Below are 18,304 nucleotides of genomic sequence, written 5' to 3' on the forward strand. Positions count from 1 at the left end.
AATCGTAAACATTCCCTACTCGTTTTTTTATTGTTTAAGTCCTATTTACTTTATTTTTTAATACATACTAATTTCATTTCTGTCATTTCTTCTATTGCATATTTAATTCCTTCACGCCCCGTGCCGCTTTCTTTCACACCACCATAAGGCATATGATCTACCCTGAACGTTGGAATATCATTTATCATGACACCGCCAACTTCAAGCTCATCAATTGCACGCATAGCTTTAAATAAATTATTTGTAAATACGCCTGCTTGTAGACCGTAACGTGAATGATTTACTTGCTCTATCGCTTCATCAAATTCTTCAAATGTATTTACTGTCATAAGTGGACCAAATACTTCTTGGCACTGTACAGATACATACTCTGGAACATTTGTTAATACAGTTGGTTCAAATATCCTTGCATCATGTTTCTTGCCACCATATAAAACAGCTGCACCTTCCTTAATCGCTTCTTGCACCCACATTTCTATTCGCTCTACATCTTTTTTCGAAATTAAAGCCGATACATCCGTTTCCTCAAGCAATGGATCCCCAACAACAACTGTTTCCATTGCTTTCTTTAGCTTTGAAAGAAATTCATCCATTCTCTTTTCATGTACAAAAACACGTTGTATCGAAATACAAACTTGTCCATTATTAACAAATGCTCCCCATTTTACGCGTTCAATTAATTCATCTGTTAATTCTACATCTTCATCAATAATAACAGCAGCATTCGATCCTAGTTCTAACGTAACTCGCTTTAACCCAGCCTTTGCCTTAATTCCAATTCCAACTTTCGGACTTCCTGTAAAAGTAATGGAAGCAACATCATCACTTGTAACTATCGCCTCACCTACAGTTGCACCAGGACCAGAAATAATATTTAAAGCTCCTTTTGGCAATCCTGCCTCTTCAAATAGTTCAACTAATGCGTAAGACGATAATGGCGTTTGATCAGCTGGTTTTAACACCACTGTATTTCCAGCAGCAATTGCAGGGCCGACTTTATGTGCCACTAAATTTAACGGGAAATTAAATGGTGTAATAGCTCCTATAACCCCAATCGGTTTTCGCATTGTGTATGCAATACGCCCATCTGCACCAGGTGCTGCATCCAGTGGCAGTGTCTCGCCGTATATACGCTTCGCTTCTTCCGCTGCAAATTTGTATGTCTGAACGGTACGATCTACTTCTCCCCTCGCAGCACGAATTGGTTTTGCAGCCTCTTTTGCAATAATCTGTGCAAACTCTTCTCTTCTTTCATCCATTTTTTGTGCAACCTTCTCTAAAATAGTCGCACGATCATATGCAGATAATGTATTCATTTCTTTCATTGCATTTTTTGCAGCAGTAACAGCCTCTTGTATATCTTCTTCCGTTCCTTGTGCAATTTCCGCTAATGTTTCTTCAGAATATGGTGCGTATAATGGTTTATACGTGTTTACAGACTTCCAATCTCCATTTATATATAAATGTTTTTTCATAAGTTTTCCCCTTCCATATATACAACAATACTTCACCTAGTGAAAGGTATGACTTATGTCATTGTATCATAGCCCTTATTCTGCCAAAAACATTATGCTCAAAAAAACTCTGCCAAATAGCAGAGCCTACGAACTAATTTGTTCTTGTAATGAAATTTGTTTTTCATCTTCTAATACAACAATTGATTCTACACTTTTTGTAACTTCTAGTCTCTTTATATAGTGTCCATCTAATTCTTTCACGCAAAACTTATAATTTTCAATTTCAATGAAATCCTCTTCAGCAATTTCTATATTCTTCGTTAAAATCCATCCACCTATTGTATCAACACCATTATCATCGATCGTTAATCCTAACAACGTATTCACTTCACTAACGAGCACTTTTCCCTCTAATATCGTTTTCGTTTCACTAACTTGTTGAATTTCTGGCTGTTCATCTGTATCAAACTCATCTTGAATATCTCCAACTATTTCTTCTAAAATGTCTTCAACAGTAACAAGTCCAGACGTACCACCATATTCATCTATCAATATAGCAATATGTGTTCTTTCTTTTTGCATTTTTAAAAACAAGTCGTGTATTGGGATAGAGTCGATAACTAAAATAATCGGCCTCATATATTGCTCTACTTTCTTATTACTTACCGCCTTATGCTGCACAAAATCTGTGAAAATATCTTTAAAGTTTACAAAACCTATTACGTGATCTTTGTCGCCATCAACAACTGGATATCTCGTATATTTTTCCCGGGACATTTTTTGCAAAGCTTCTTCAGCAGGCATTTCTTTACTAATAATATGCATCTCAGTTCGGGGTACCATTATTTCTTTTGCTATACGATCATCAAATTCAAAGATTTTATTTACATATTTATATTCAGATTGATTAATCTCTCCATTTTTGTAACTTTCTGAAACTAATAACCGTAATTCTTCTTCTGAATGAACCTCATCGTGCCCTTTCGGTGGTTTCAGCCCTAGCAACTTCGTAATCATTCGGGCTGATCCATTTAATAGCCAAATAAATGGAAACGCCATACGATAAAAGAAAATTAACGGTTTAGCAACAAATAAACTCACTTGTTCAGCTTTTTGAATCGCAAATGTTTTTGGGGCCAATTCCCCTATTACAACATGTAAAAATGTAATAAACAAAAACACTAAAATTACAGCAAAAATGTCTGCTAGTTGGGAAGAAATGTTCAAATTTACAAAAAGCGTGTCAAACATTTGCTTTAACGCAGGTTTACCAAACCACCCAATCCCCAGAGCTGTAACTGTTATTCCTAGCTGACAAGCAGATAAATATTCGTCTAAGTTTGTAATGACTGTTTTGACAGGTGTTGCGCGATTATTTCCTTCTGCAATTAAATAGTCAATTCGTGAACTTCGCACTTTAACAATTGCAAATTCTGCTGCAACGAAAAATGCCGTTAAGGCAATTAAAACAATCACTATACTTATACTATATATGTCCAAATACTTTTCCTTACTTACATTGTAAGCAAGGAAGCCACCTCCTACTTAATTTTATTCAAGTGAAGTAAGTATTCTAATACTCTAACAAAATTCTACATTAGCAACCACCTTTTTATATATTATATGCATACATAAAAAAGATATTTATCATTATGATAATCTAATTCATTTCCATCAGTCAAATTGTTCTAAATTTTAGGATAAAATATTTTTATATACACGATATATTCTTCACAGCTTCATTTCGTGAAAAAACACTTTCTTTGCCGATTCCACACTTCTTTTGTCACACTAGAAGGGAACTTACTTCATAGATCGAAATCATTCAACAGGATATATATAGGAGGGATTATTTTGGAATATAAAACACCATTTATCGCAAAAAAATTAGGTGTTAGCCCAAAGGCTGTTGTCCGGATTGCACAACAATTAAATCTTACGATAGAAAAAAATAAATATGGTCACTTTATTTTTACACAAGATAATTTAGACCAAATGTTAGAATACCATCTTTCACAAATAGAGCAGTCTCAAAATTCTCACCCTACTCCAAAAACATCGTCAAACGATGTTGAAGAATTAAAAACTCAAGTAAATACAATTGTTCAAAACATATCATCGCATGATTTTGAGCAATTATCCGCTCAATTAAGCACAATTACGAGAAGGCTAGATCGAATGGAAGAACAAATGCAAGATAAGGCAAATGATGTAGTTACGTACCAACTTTTACAACATCGCCGTGAAATGGAGGAAATGTTAGAGCGAATTCAAAAGCTAGAAGCTGACCTCAAGAAAGAAGAACCACTATATATTACTCCCGATACAAAACCAACATATGAACGTGAAAAGAAACCGAAGCGCCGCAAAATGATTTTTAGTATATTTGGATTATAATTTTTAGACCCTTATTAAAATAATAAGGGTCTTTTTCATGAAGAATGATTTCATTTTAAATTAGTATTCTCTTTATTATACATATTCATTTCGTTTTATTTGGTTAACATAATATTCTTACTGTATTCTGCGATTAATGCCTGTGCATGTGCATTCCCTTGAATCACATCTCGAAATTCTTTTAAAGAATACAAATGTGTAGCCCCTTTTCGAGCATGAATTCGTACTGGTACACCTTGTAAAGTATCATGAAACTGAAATGGATTATCTATCGGTTCAATTGGGAAACCGAGTGTTAACAAATACATATACATTCTTTTTGTAACTGCTGCAATATACCATTCTGCTTTCGTTTCTAATGCATGCATAAATAAAATAGCGGTTAGTCTTTTGAAGTGTCCTCTCCCACGAGACGTTTTCGCAATACTTAACTTGCCTATTTCATACACATTTTTCAAATCTTTCACTAGATCATTTTTAGAAAACGGATAGAAAAACTCAGAATTCGATTGCTCTGGTACCGTATACTTAATACATTCTACTGTACCAATATGATGTTCATCTTCTATTAATAAAAATCGTGATGGATTTAAATTACGTTCTACGAACATTAAGTTTCTTTCTTCACAAAAATCTCCCCATAGTTGCTCGAACCAAAAATGTTCTTCCTTTGTTTGAACACGCTGGAACATATTTACCCGCCTTTCCCATCGCCGCTCTGTTTTTGATAACGCTTTCACTATCTATCATATAAGAACAAATCTTCGTATGCAACTAAAAATATTTATGACTTATTATATTCTGTAAAACGAATTAAATTCCATCTTAATCGTCTTTTATTCCTCATGTACCGTTCTTCTAACAACATATTTATATTACTTTCAAATTCAAATCGTATGAAACTTCTTTCCATACCGCATATAATTCTTCTTAATCTAAAAAAATCCTTTATAAAAAAGGATTTTTTTTACTTCTTCATGCTTTTTAACCACTTCTCAAAAATTTGTACCATTCCATGTTTTCCAGCTAATTTCTCTTCCCCTTGTTTCGTTTTATACGGATATAATTGCAAGAACACACCACATCCAGACTCAATTTTTTTACTATGCATATGACTTCCTGGATATACACAAATGACTTCATAAATGGCCCTTCTATAATAGACTCGCTTGCCATTCTGTTCTTCTACATATTTTATAGACCAGTACTTATACATTTGCTCAGTTGCTTTCGTATTTCCAACGTGCTGAAAAATATTGTACATGGGGCTATACTTCACTTCAATAATAATAGAAGATTGATATACATATTTCCCTTCTTCCTTTACATAACAGTCTAAACGAATATCTGGCTTCTTCGTGTCTTCTCCATTATAAAAATTACTCCCTTTACTTAATGCAATAAGAGGATGCGTTTCAATTAAATCATTAAATGCGACATGTACTCTAATATCATCTCGGTGTAAAACTACTGTCGTTCCATCCTGTAATCCATCTACATAAAAATGTTCTTGTATTTGTTCACGAATGGAATTTCTAGCCTCAAAACCAATTTGCTCTAACATGGAAATAACGATAAAAAAAGCGTAATATTCATACACTAAAAATGTGGGTTTATAAACAAATAGTAAAGATGGAGATTGATCTATATATTGTGGAAATAAATCTAAATGCTGTAGTAATTGTTGATGTGGTATCGGTAAATTATGTGAGTTTATGTTACCCGTTTCAGCAACTTCTCTCCAAAATGGCGAATGCATTAAAGTTTGAAAGTATTGTACACTTCCATGTACAAAATGTGATAATATTTTATATTCTTGTATCTTCATAGAACTCTTTCGTAAATCCGCCTCTTTTAGTAAATGTATATTTTTATATTTTTGTTTCTCTCTATCGGTCACTGATCCATTACGCTCAATTGTTTGTATAATCGTTTTTACAGCTTGAAATTCTTCTGATTTCTTCTTTTTTGCTCTTTCTAATATTTCAATTGTTTGACGCAAAAAACTTTCAGCTTCAAATAAATAGAGATTAAATTGCATCGCTTTAAATTTAAGAAAAGCATTTTCCTTACTATTTTTTTGTTCTATACACTTACGATTATAATATTTTGCATACGGTTTTCTTTCCGCCACTATGGCCCCTTTTCTCGTTGATTTCCGCTCTTTTTCTTCCCATTTATATTCATGTATAAACTTTGAACTCGATTCTATTTTCTTAAAAATTTGCTTTATCTTTTTCATTTTTTGCGGCAACTTTCTAAGTAACACTAAATACGAAGAATCTTCAATATCACTAAGCGCAGAGAAAGTCTTTTTATAATAGCCTCTATCTAAAATCAACTCATTCAAAATTGACTTTACATAGTTTTGAATCATTTCAAATTGATCATCAAAAAAATTTTTGGGAACGATTTGAAAAGCGCCATAATACGTTCTATCTTCTATATTCACTTCAAAATGATATAATCCACAACGCCATGGATAAAAGAATTCCGTTTTTCCATGTTCATATATTAATACCTTTTGTTTTTTTTCATTTATTTCATACTTTGACTCTTTTATATTTTTCTGCCCCTCATATACTTTATTCCATATAAAAGTAATATTCATTGGACTTTCATAATGGTAATGCAATCTGATTGGTTTTAATTCTTGTACTTTATAAATACATTGAACTAATGCCGTAGTAGATGTACAAAGACGATTTAATAAAATATATTCCCCTTTCGCCTCAGATCCAATGATTAATTTTAATACAAAAGGGAGTGTTTCTTTCGTATCAACGATTTCTGTTTCATATCGTACTTCATTTTGCATAGCCATACAACTCCAGTTCTCTACGCTTTTCTCTTATATATGCTAAAGAGTGTTCAAATGTAGATACTCTGTTTGCAAGTGAAGATTGCAAAAGAGGTACTAATGTCGCTCCCCTTTTTACTTCTTCAGAAAGTAAAGGTCCAACCATCATTTCAGTCCCTCTTATTTTCGTCAATATACGTTGCTTGATTTGTAAATCCAATCCCTCTTCTCTACTGATCATATAGGAATGGTTATTTTGGAACGGTATATTTTGCAAATAAGAAGCAATTGCGTTTGCACATCGAAAAGAAATTCCCTTTGACGCATCGTGTGATGACAATACAGCATGTAACTTATCTAACAGTTCTAACTCTTCCCCAGAAAACACCTCGATCATCGTTTTATTCCTGATCCAATTTATACGAAATTCTCCTGCGGTTACTTTCAGAGGAGATTGTAATACAACTTTCTCTTGTTCCATACACATTTCACAAAACGGAATCTTTTGTAACGTTATTAAATTCGTCCGATCTAATAATCGATCTGAGAGCTCTTTCGTTGTTTCATCAAAATTTATAGTACCTACAAATATAATATTTTCTCCAATTTCAATTGATGGTGGAATTGGATTTTCTTTTTCTTGTACACCTTCATATAAATTTAAAATACGATTTTGCTTTTCAAGTTGAAGCACAGATAGAAATGGAGTAAACCAATGCTCAATATGTGACATATTCATTTCATCAAAAACGATTATATACAGCTGGTTTTGATTTTCTTTTGCCTTCATTAACGCCCTAACTAATTTTGTTTCACTTTCAATAAAAGTACCATTCGGGTGAAGGTAACCAAGTAAATCATGTGGTTCTTGGTACGATGGTGAAATCGGAATCCAAACCAATTCTTCCCCATACTGTAATCCAAGTGCTTCTGCATAAGCTTGCACAAAACGGGATTTCCCAGCGCCTGGTATACCACCTAGAATCGTCAACATATTTGTTTTCGCACTTATATGGAAATTATAAATGTCCGTTTCATCCAAATATAGCCCTTTATTACGTACAAAATTTTTTACATACTGTAAAAAGACGGATTCACGCTCATCCCATTCCCATTCATCCTTTTGCACTTTTATTTCCTCTACTTCTACAAGCTTACCTTCTTCAGTCATTCGTTTTTTTAATTGCTCATACACATGATTACTTACAAAATATAATTGATCTTCTACCGCTATTTCCACATGTTTCATCCAGTCATTAAAGTCTATATACTTACATTCCCGCTGCTGTTCAAAATATGCGATTGAACTAATTGATGATGACTTTAAAGATATATTTCCATATAACCTTCCATCGTGCCACAATAATTCGGGTGGTTCAAAGTCTTTCGGATATTTTGGCATTAGAAATGACAAATAACCATTACTAAGTTTTCTTTCTAAAGACTCTCCTTTTTTGTAATCGGAAACTTTAGGTACTGGAATCATTTTATAGCCGTTTGCCATTTCTCGCGGTTCTTCTGTACAAATTAACTCCGCGTATATATTTCCTCTTTCATAATAGAGACGAAACATAACCAATTGCTTTTCTAACTTTCTTTTCTTTAATTCCGCAAAGACTTTTTCATTCTTTTTATTACTACATAAACCTTCAAATACATAAGGTTCATTTTTTAGTTGCTCTTGTAACGTAAATGGTATTGGCGATAGGCATTGTACAAAGAAATTCTCTCCATTCTTCTCTCTCTCTGCTTTTGTAAACTTTCCGATAAACCTCATATAGTACATTCGTTTTATAAAACTTGGTTGAAGAGCTTTATGTAATTTCACCTTCATCACCTTCTTTTTTTCATACTATTCTTAGTGTATGAAAGAAAAGAAAAACTAGAAACAAAAAACCTGACGTTATCCGCCAGGTTCAAAATGAAAACGTATATTAATGAGATGGAAATGCGTTTTTCTCTTGTAAAATGGCATTATGAGCAATTTTCATTTTAGCAAGTACATAACGTAAACGATCTTCAGCGTTTTCATCTTTATTTTGCTGTAATTCCGCCAAATTCTCTACAGCACTCGCTAAATTTTCAATCACTCCTCGTAGTTCAGGATGATGATTAAAAAAGGATTCTTGCACTAATACTTTCCTTACTTCACTCGCTAAATCAACAATTCTGGTTAACTGTTCTTTTTCTTCCATTTTCATCCCTCCTGAATATCTTATGAATTAAATATTCTCTAGACAAAGAAAAAAGCCCTTTATTTAAAAGGACTTTTACATTTTTATATTTCCAGTCAATAACATATAAAGTGATGTGATTGCTGCAATAACAATTGCCCACATTACATATCTCTCAATACCTCTAAAACAACGATTTCCTTTTTCTTTTCTTGCATACATGTAAACAATAATCCCGATTCCATATACAATTGAAACAAGCAATAAATTTTTCAAACCCGCTGCATATAGAAGCCATACAGAATAAGTAGAAGCAATTAAAGCTAACGAGCCGTTTTTTACTTTTGCATCTTTTAGTTCGTTTGTAATAACTAATTTGAATTGGAATAACGCTGATAATAAATATGGTACTAAAATTGATGTTGAAGCAATGAAATACATAATTTGATATGTTGATTCTGAAAACAGAACGATTATAAATATAATTTGGGCAACGCCGTTTGAGATCCATAATGCCATATGTGGCGTTTGTTTTTTATTTGTTTTCGTAAAGACTTTCGGAAACACGCCATCTTTTCCTGCTACGTGGGAAATTTCAGAAACAAGTAAAAACCAGCCTATTAATGTACCTACAAGTGAAGCAACTAACCCGATGTTAATCGCAACTGCGCCCCACGTCCCAACAACATGTTCTAATACATGTCCCATTGACGGGGTTTCTAACACGGAAAGCTCTCCTCTTGTCATCGCTCCCATTGACAAGACAGAAATTAAAATATAAATAGACATTACTAAAATAAGTCCAAGTACTGTCGCTTTACCAACATCTTGGCTATTTTTCGCTCTACCAGATAATACAACCGCTCCTTCAACCCCAATGAAAACCCAAAGAGTTACAAGCATTGTATTTTTCACTTGACCAAGTATAGAGGAAACTGAGATTGTTCCTTCTCCCCAAAAATCATGTGTAAATGTATCCCAGCGAAACGCTGTTACCATTACAACAATAAATAATACGATTGGAACCAATTTCCCTATCGTTGCAATAACATTCATAATAGATGCTTCACGAATTCCAAATAGAATTAGAAAATGAAGTGTCCATAATAAAAGTGATGCTCCAACGATAGATGCAACATTATTTCCGCCTTTAAAAATGGGGAAGAAATAACCTAATGTACTAAACAGTAACATGATTGTTGCAACGTTTCCTAAAATTCCTGCTAGCCAATATCCCCAAGCACTGTTAAATCCGATATATTCTCCGAAACCAGCACGTGCATAACTATAAATTCCGCCCTCAAGCTCCGGTTTTTGTCTTGCTAACGTTTGATATACGAGCGCGAGTGGAATCATTCCCATCGCTGTAATACACCAACCAATTATTATAGAGCCACTATTTGCTCCTACTGCTAAATCATGCGGTAAACTAAAAACACCGCCACCGACCATTGTTCCGACTACTAATGCAATTAATGGAAAAAAACCTAACTTCTTTTCTATTTGTACCACCCCATCTGTCATTCTAGGTGTTATGTTCGTTCAACTATTAAAGTCACCTTTTTCTCTAATAGACGTTTCTCTTATATTTTTTCAGGAAAACATTACTTATTCTAAAAGAAAATGAAGAAAAATGGAATACTTTTTTGAAAAAATGTATAAGTATGCACAAAAAAAACCGTTCATTTTGTAATGAACGGTCATTTCACATATATAAATTTGTATATTTCTTGTAAAATTAACGAAGTAAATTCTCTTTTTGTAAAAATTGTTTCGCAACTTCTTCACTACTTTTTCCATTCACATTTACTTCATAATTCATTTTTCGCATTTCTTCATCTGTAATCTTCCCAGACAATGTATTTAATACTTTTTCAAGTTCAGGATATTTCTCTAATGTCTCTTTTCTTAATAATGGTGCACCTTGGTACGGCGGGAATAACCCTTTATCATCTTTTAGTACTTTCAGTCCGTATTGCTCAAGTTCACTATCTGTTGAATATGCATCGATTACGTTAACATCTCCTGATTGAATTGCACTATAACGTAGTTTCGGTTCCATCGTTTTCACATTTGAAAACTTATAGTTATATAATTTTTGCATTCCTTTATAACCGTCTTCACGATCAGCAAATTCTAATGTGAATCCTACTTTCGCATCCTGTGCAATATTTCCTAAATCAGAAATTGTATTTATATTATTTTGATCTGCTATTTTTTTCGGCATAGCTAGTGCGTATGTATTGTTATACTCCATCGGCTTCAACATAACCATATTATATTTCTTTTCCATTCCAATGCGAGCCTGCTCATATACTTCATCCCGATTTGTGCTTTTTGGCTCTTCTTTCACGAAAGTAGATAAAGCTGTTCCCGAAAACTCAGGGTATATATCTACTTCTCCTGATTTCAACGCTTCAAATACAAATGCAGTTTTTCCAAGACCTGGTTTTAATTCTACGTGTAAATCTGTGTCTTGTTCAATAAGTTGCTTATACATTTGAATTAAAATTTCAGGTTCTGATCCAAGTTTGCCGGCAATAACAATATCTTTCTTTTGTGTATTCCAAAGAAATGGAGAGACGACCATTACAAGAGCGATGCATATCGTCAATATAACGCGCTTAGAAGAGCGTTTGGGACTCTCTAGCACGCGAAGTACTATATCAAAGAATAAAGCGAGTAACGCGGCTGGTACGGCCCCTAAAATGATAAGTGCATGATCATTTCGATCGATACCAAGTAAAATGAGTTTACCGAGCCCACCAGCACCTATAAGAGCTGCTAATGTAGCCGTTCCAACAATTAATACCATCGCCGTACGAATACCGGCCATAATAATCGGAAGCGCTAGTGGTAGTTCTATTTTCCACAGTCTTCTCCAGCTATTCATCCCCATAGCTCTCGCTGCTTCAATTAAAGATTCATCTAACTCCCTTATTCCTGTATATGTATTGCGTAAAATAGGTAATAGTGCATACACAACTAATGCGATAATGGCCGGAAGCTTTCCAATTCCTACTAACGGAATTAATAGTCCGAGTAATGCAAGTGATGGCACTGTTTGCATTACTGCAGAAGTTCCTATAATAAACTCTGCCATCCGTTCTTTTCTCGTTAATAAAATGCCAAGCGGCACCGCAATAATTACTGCAAAAAATAGTGAAATAAGCGATATTTGTAAATGCTCACTTAATGCAGTTAGTAATTCTATTTTTCGTTCTTGGAACGTTTGTATAAAATCAGTCACTGTTTAGCCTCTTTCCTTCATTTGTTCAACAATGTAATTGACAATATGACGACTTGTTAAAACTCCAACATATTGACCATTTTCTTCAACTGGAACGACTTCGTCAGCTCGTACACGAACTAATGCTTCTTGTAAAGGAGAATGTAATGATAGCGCATCCCCATCTTCTACCCGCATACTTTCATCAAGTGGCAATACATCTTCTATACTTTTCCCTTCATACCAAGGTCGTCCACGATTTCCAATGAACTCTTCTACAAATTCATTTTTCGGATTATGTATAATTCCTTCTGGTGTATCTAATTGAACAACTTTTCCTTCTTTCATAATACAAATACGATCTCCAAGCGATAATGCTTCTTGCATATCATGTGTTACGAATACAATTGTTTTTTGAATCTTTTTTTGCAATTGTACAATATCCTTCTGAAGCTGCTCCCTACTTAATGGATCTAACGCACTAAATGGTTCGTCCATAAGAACGATTTTCGGATTTGCGGCTAATGCCCGTACAACACCAACGCGCTGTTTTTGACCCCCTGATAATTCATCAGGCATACGATCGCGATATACGTCTGGATCTAGCCCAACCATCTGTAACAATTCATCGACACGGGCTTTTGTTTTTTCTTTGCTCCACTTTCTCATTTCAGGAACAACTGCAATATTTTCTGCAATTGTCATATGCGGGAACAAAGCGATTTGTTGCAACACGTACCCTATATCCCAGCGTAATTCATTAATATTGTATTGTTGAATATCTTTTCCATCGATTAAAATTGAGCCTTCAGTCGTTTCAATTAAACGATTAATCATCTTCATTGTCGTTGTTTTCCCGCAACCACTCGGGCCAATAAGGACAAAAAACTCTCCCTTTTTAATTTCTAAATGCAATGAATCCACTGCTTTTGTGCCATCTTCATATGATTTTGACACTTGATTAAACTGAATCACAAATACAACTCCTTTATCGTTGTTTCCTTTATTTTGATGGAATATGGAATTCATTTCAAATGATACGCATTATTCTACAAAAAAAGAGCTCACATTTGAGCTCTAACGGTCTAATAATATTGTTTTCATAATAGCGGCATATTCGCGCACATACATTTTTCTCTTAGAGCGCATTGGCGTTTCAGCAGCTAGTACCTCCATCTTTATTCCTAAACGCTTTGCAATTATTTTCGTTCTATACAAATGATACGTATTACTTACAACTACCGCATGTTTCACATCATATAAATCCATACTAAACTTTAAATTTTCATACGTATTTGTAGATTGATCTTCTATTAAAATACGACTCTCATCTACACCATGTACCATTAAATAATTTCTCATACTATGAGCTTCCGGTATATCTTCATCTTCTCCTTGACCACCTGAAACAATTACTTTCACTTCAGGATGAGAAACTAAATATTCCAGTGCTACATCCAAACGGTTTTGAAGAGATAAAGACGGTCTATCTCCAAATAACTTTGCGCCTAATATAAGAACGTATGGAGAGTGAGGGCTCAATTTTTCACGTGCAACCTGCTTCATTCGAAACGTCATATAAAGAATGTATAGTGGTGGTAATAATAAGATTATAAGCAAGATCCATTTGTTCATAAATAAGTTTTCACTCCCTTTCTTTTTATTATATAGAAAAAGATTGGAAGGCAAAAGTACTTTTTATCCCACTATTTGCGGGCAGCCAGATTGGTGAGGGCTGATAATCAGTGGCGGATGAACACCCCCCCACTGATTAAAGTTTCACTTTATACGATTGATTTATTGGCAACGTTCGTCCCTACTTTACGTTGTGAAAGTACATAATAAATAGCGATTCCTAATGATAAGATCAATATGCAGCTTAATACGTAAAAAGGGAGCATTACCCCAGTTTTAGATACACCAGCTGTAAACAGCATTAATAATACAATTCGAATTCCTGTACCAATTAAACGAAATAAGCTGTCCACTCTTCCCATTACTTCGTTTGGAATTTCCTCCATCATTAATACATTTCTCGCCACTCTTGTACCTGCATTTCCAATTGCATGAAAAATTGCAAGTCCATATAACAACATTACGGAAGGTTCAATAATCATTACGGTAATTGAAATTACATATAGGAACATAGTCATGACGATTGAAATTTCTATTTTGACATATTTCATCATAATTGGAATACTTATTCCCGCCAGAACCGCTCCGACACCATACATCATACCTTCTATTGCGTATACTGAGGCACTGGCTTTTAATATATCTGAAATATATACCGGGATTAAATAATTTGCCATCATAACACCGATAAACGGCATATAAGTCGCAAGTAAAAACCAAAAGAACTTCGGACGCTTTTGCATAAAGTGAATCCCTTCGAACAATTGCTTCTTAAATGTTACTTTCTTTTTCACTTCCTTTTTCTTTACGTACGGTATACATAAGAAAAGGACGAATGCTCCTGCAAAAGTTAACATATCTACTAACAAGATCCATTTTAAAGAAATGATTTCAATTAGGAAGCTAGCAGCCGCCCCTGAAATAACTTGCGTTAACTGTCCTTGTATTTCCATTGTTCCACTTAAACTTTTATAATGTTCTGCTTGAAATATCTCTTGGTTGAAAGCGAATATGGTAGGATAAAATAATAAATAGTAAAATGATCCAGCTATATATATAAGAATATAGTGAATAGAATGATAAGGTTGCCCAGTAAATCCCCATATAGCCATCATTCCTATAACGATTATCCCAATACCTTCATTACATAGTAATAAAGATTTTCTTGAAAAACGATCAATACTTTGCCCGATAAAAGGTGTTAATAAAAACATAATAAGAGTTGCGATGATGGAAACATAACCAAACGTTGTCTCTCCTCCACTCTCTTTAATTAACAACCACGGAATCGTTATCATAACAATTCCGGAACCAATAGCTGATAGACTATTGGCCCCTAGAATGAAATACAAGCGTGAATCTTTATACAGAGATGGCATATCACTCCACTCCTAGTTGTTTTTTCACCTCTTTATATACGCCCATATACGCTTTTAATTCTTTAACTAAATCATGAATTAATGGTTTTGCATCTTCTCCCAGTTCACCATCTTGTACATGAAGTCCATCAAGCACAACTTGTTTTGGGATTGCATTTGCGTATACCCCTCTAGCTACAATGCGCATACTGTTTAATGCGTTAATTCCACCTTTACCGCCTCCAGCCACTGCAAGTAATGCGACAGGTTTATGAACAAATTCACTACTACTTAAGTAATCTAACGAATTTTTCAGCGCTCCGCTCATTGCATTATGATATTCTGGTGTACATAGTACTACACCGTCTGCAGTTTTCACTAATGCCTTTAATTTTTTTACCGCTTCTAATTCACGTTGTGATTCTTCCCCATTATATAAAGGCAGTTCCTTTACTGCTAAATCGTATAACTCCCCTTCAAATTGATCAGCAATATATTTTGCAACCACACGAGTTCTACCAAATTTTCTTGGTGTACCGTTAATAACGACTAGTTTCATAATTATTTCTCCCCTTTATTTTCAAGTTATACTTATATATTATCAGAAATTTCTACACAAAACACAATATAAAGAGGTAACTAGCTTGATAAAATAGTATGATAGACGTAAAAAAGAACCCATACGAAAGTATGAGTTCTTCACAATTACTTTTCCACCTCTTTATGGCTCAGTATACCTATGCTTCCTTTCGCTTCAAAATGGGTATACGCTTTTTCTGCTAATTTGATACGTTCTTCTGGTAAGGCTACATATTTCATAATATTTTCTATTATTTTTTCGTACGGAGTAAACACAATTCCTGGCCACTCTATCTCGTCCTCTTGATTACTATTTTCCGAAATAATAAATTTCTTATTTGCCACTGCATAAGAAACTCGAGGTGTTTCAAGAATGCCTGATAAGTAAAAATGAATATTTAATATAATTTTAGACCTAGCAATCAGCTCATTTCTAACAATTCCCCACGCATTATTTTTAAAAACAATATTTAAATTCGGGGCAACTGCTTTTAATTGATCCAAAATAGCTTGCCGCCTCGGATTAAGAGCACCTATAAACAGTATATCGATGTCTTCAGTGATCTCATCTTCAAATGCATCTTTTTTTATTTCCAAAGTTGGCGCATAGTTCATTCCTACATGGCTTATTTCTTTTCCTACCCCTTTTTGTTTTAACCACTCTATATTTTGTTTACTATAATCCCAAATTTTCTTATCTTTTAATAACATTAAATAAAGTGGGTGCGCATAAGGGCTTCCTTCATATAATTGTTCTAAATTATAAATAATTGCATTTTTCGGAAGTAGATTCGGGTTATGTGCATATGTATGCGCTCCAAAAACAATTGTATTTTTCACATTTTCTAGTATTGTTTCTGATATAATTGCTGTATTTCCCTCCTGCTCCAATCGCCATTTCAAAGCTCGCGCAACATCTATGAAACTACCATACGTCTTTGGGCATATAAAAAGACAATAATCATATTCTTTATTCAAATAAGCTTCCATTAGCCTTAAATTATTTTTATATAAATCCACATCCGGGTGTTTAAGTAAAAGCTCATTTGCATGTTTTTTTGCTACTTTATATAATCCAGCATAATAAGCAGCAATGCATCTTCTTAATTCAATTCTTTGCCGATGCTCATCTGCTACGTCCATGTCTAAAAGAAGATTTGCGATACAATACGCTTTTAAATGATCACGATCATAATAATAATCTAGTAGTGGCATCAATTCTTCATACGTATTCCCATGCACAGATTCCCCTAGTTCTAGCGCCCATCGTATTAATTCCATTATTACTCCACTACTCCTTTAACCGAAATTGTATTTAATAAAATTTCGCATTACTTTCTACCATATTTGCTATATGCAACGGTAACTCTTCTTTTTTCGATTCCAATTTTTTTTGTGACACTGCACCTAAATGTTTTTTATGTGGTATATAAAAAGCACTTATAGAAATCTCATAGTCAAATAAGTAATCATACACATGATAATCTACAAATAGAAGATCATTATTCGGAAAAGGAACTTCCTTCCCTTGCAGGGCATACATTAAAGCAATATTATTTTGAGATTTTAATCGATACATTCTTGCAAGTTGATATAATGGCTCAGCCCGGGTTGGTCTATATTCCCACGCTTTTTGAAAATAAAGAATAGCTAATGCTGTATATTGCTCTTCTTGCGTCTTAGCATTTTCTTTTTCATCCGCTTCTGTTACTTCATGTTGTTTATTTGCTGAACGGTTTGCTAATTGTTCATAACAAAATCCTATTCGCAATAATGAATAGAAAACTTCTTCAACCCATCCCCCTGCTTCCACTCTTTTTTTGTACCATTTAATCGAGTCTTCAAATTGACTTAAATGAAAATAAGTTTGGGCTAAATAAAATAAATATCTTATATGCAAATCAGGCGTTGTTTCTGGATCATTAATCCCTTCTAACAACAATCTCTCATCTCTCTCAAATTTATCAGCTTTACTACCACCATCCCCAGGGTCGTTAACGACAAGCGTGTCTAACCTTGCTACTCTCGTATTGTAATTCGCACCAACTTTGGAACGATCTATATCCCAATACTCATGAGTAACACCAACAGATTTCCATGGTAAAGAAGCTTTCAAAAGGCGTGTGAGCCAATACTTAATATGAATATCATATTGCAATGTAAGATAATGGTCTTCTGTTAAACTAGTCTTATCAAACTCGGGATCCACTTCTAATATCATATCTGCATCTAATATTAATAAATAATCTGCTTCTGGATATGTTTTTTGTGCTAATGAAACTGCTAAACTTCTGTTATAACCAAAGTTTTGGAATGGTTCATGATGAACTGTTCCAGGGATATCATTTTCTTTACACCAATTTTCAATAATTTCAGGTGTATGATCAGTTGATCCCGTATCACAAATAGAAACAAAATCTACAATTGATTTTGTTGCATTTAAACATCTTTCCATAATTCTAGACTCGTTTTTAACAATCATACAAAGACATAACTTTTTTTCTTCCCCTACATTCTTCACTTGCTCATTACTCATTTAACCACCTCATATTTTATTAACACGCTCTTTTCATATGTAACACCACTTCATAGCTACACTGATGACATAATCATCCTTTTACTATTTATGAAAACTTCATTTTATTTATTCTTATTTTTATGTTGGGACATCTTTC

Annotated in this window: 15 protein-coding genes; 1 reads left to right on the top strand and 14 read right to left on the bottom strand. The window is 33.9% G+C overall.

Features of this window, described 5'->3' with window-relative positions; all coding sequences use genetic code 11:
- Window positions 1-50: 50 nt before the first annotated feature.
- Together ACTFOB_RS03080 and ACTFOB_RS03085 are read right to left on the bottom strand one after the other, a co-directional pair.
- Window positions 51-1,475, bottom strand: coding sequence for an aldehyde dehydrogenase family protein (locus ACTFOB_RS03080; RefSeq protein ID WP_440024431.1), 1,425 nt, complete (start codon window positions 1,473-1,475; stop codon window positions 51-53).
- Between the two features lie 126 nt (window positions 1,476-1,601).
- Complete coding sequence (locus tag ACTFOB_RS03085) at window positions 1,602-2,957, bottom strand: hemolysin family protein (protein WP_440024433.1); 1,356 nt, start codon at window positions 2,955-2,957, stop codon at window positions 1,602-1,604.
- 354 nt (window positions 2,958-3,311) lie between these two features.
- On the opposite strand from ACTFOB_RS03085, the gene racA reads away from it, so the two are divergent.
- Window positions 3,312-3,854, top strand: coding sequence for a chromosome-anchoring protein RacA (racA, locus tag ACTFOB_RS03090; RefSeq protein ID WP_151630540.1), 543 nt, complete (start codon window positions 3,312-3,314; stop codon window positions 3,852-3,854).
- A gap of 95 nt (window positions 3,855-3,949) precedes the next feature.
- Here racA and ACTFOB_RS03095 read toward each other — a convergent pair whose 3' ends face one another.
- From ACTFOB_RS03095 to ACTFOB_RS03150, 12 genes are all read right to left on the bottom strand, one after another.
- Entirely contained in the window at window positions 3,950-4,546 is a 597-nt protein-coding gene (locus ACTFOB_RS03095; RefSeq protein ID WP_016088027.1) for a hypothetical protein, read from the bottom strand.
- Window positions 4,547-4,821: 275 nt separating this feature from the next.
- A complete protein-coding gene (locus ACTFOB_RS03100; protein WP_440024792.1) occupies window positions 4,822-6,672 on the bottom strand; it encodes a hypothetical protein in 1,851 nt (616 codons plus the stop codon).
- Window positions 6,662-8,482, bottom strand: coding sequence for an AAA family ATPase (locus ACTFOB_RS03105; RefSeq protein ID WP_440024435.1), 1,821 nt, complete (start codon window positions 8,480-8,482; stop codon window positions 6,662-6,664). Before ACTFOB_RS03105 ends, ACTFOB_RS03100 begins: the two co-directional genes overlap by 11 nt.
- 106 nt (window positions 8,483-8,588) lie before the next feature.
- On the bottom strand, window positions 8,589-8,849 hold the full coding sequence (locus ACTFOB_RS03110) for a LemA domain protein (RefSeq protein WP_151630543.1): 261 nt from the start codon (window positions 8,847-8,849) through the stop codon (window positions 8,589-8,591).
- A gap of 75 nt (window positions 8,850-8,924) precedes the next feature.
- Window positions 8,925-10,352 carry a basic amino acid/polyamine antiporter gene (locus tag ACTFOB_RS03115; RefSeq protein WP_440024436.1) on the bottom strand — a complete coding sequence of 476 codons (1,428 nt, stop codon included), beginning with the start codon at window positions 10,350-10,352 and terminating at the stop codon, window positions 8,925-8,927.
- A 214-nt stretch (window positions 10,353-10,566) separates the two neighbouring features.
- Window positions 10,567-12,078 (bottom strand): ABC transporter permease/substrate-binding protein, encoded by a 1,512-nt coding sequence (locus ACTFOB_RS03120; RefSeq protein WP_440024437.1) that lies wholly within the window; start codon window positions 12,076-12,078, stop codon window positions 10,567-10,569.
- A 3-nt stretch (window positions 12,079-12,081) separates the two neighbouring features.
- Window positions 12,082-13,032, bottom strand: a complete 951-nt coding sequence (locus ACTFOB_RS03125; RefSeq protein ID WP_151630546.1) for an ABC transporter ATP-binding protein — start codon at window positions 13,030-13,032, stop codon at window positions 12,082-12,084.
- Between the two features lie 102 nt (window positions 13,033-13,134).
- Window positions 13,135-13,692: a YdcF family protein gene (locus ACTFOB_RS03130; protein ID WP_440024439.1), complete on the bottom strand. Its 558-nt coding sequence runs from the start codon at window positions 13,690-13,692 to the stop codon at window positions 13,135-13,137.
- Window positions 13,693-13,841: 149 nt separating this feature from the next.
- A complete protein-coding gene (locus ACTFOB_RS03135; RefSeq protein ID WP_440024440.1) occupies window positions 13,842-15,071 on the bottom strand; it encodes an MFS transporter in 1,230 nt (409 codons plus the stop codon).
- Between the two features lies 1 nt (window position 15,072).
- The gene (locus ACTFOB_RS03140; protein WP_440024442.1) at window positions 15,073-15,609 is read right to left on the bottom strand and encodes an NADPH-dependent FMN reductase; all 537 of its coding nucleotides are present in this window, start codon (window positions 15,607-15,609) and stop codon (window positions 15,073-15,075) included.
- A gap of 146 nt (window positions 15,610-15,755) precedes the next feature.
- Complete coding sequence (locus tag ACTFOB_RS03145) at window positions 15,756-16,910, bottom strand: glycosyltransferase family 1 protein (protein WP_440024443.1); 1,155 nt, start codon at window positions 16,908-16,910, stop codon at window positions 15,756-15,758.
- A 34-nt stretch (window positions 16,911-16,944) separates the two neighbouring features.
- A complete protein-coding gene (locus ACTFOB_RS03150) occupies window positions 16,945-18,165 on the bottom strand; it encodes a tetratricopeptide repeat-containing glycosyltransferase (protein WP_440024445.1) in 1,221 nt (406 codons plus the stop codon).
- Window positions 18,166-18,304: the final 139 nt, after the last annotated feature.

This window comes from Bacillus cereus group sp. MYBK79-1 (assembly GCF_051915365.1).
GTDB lineage: Bacteria > Bacillota > Bacilli > Bacillales > Bacillaceae_G > Bacillus_A.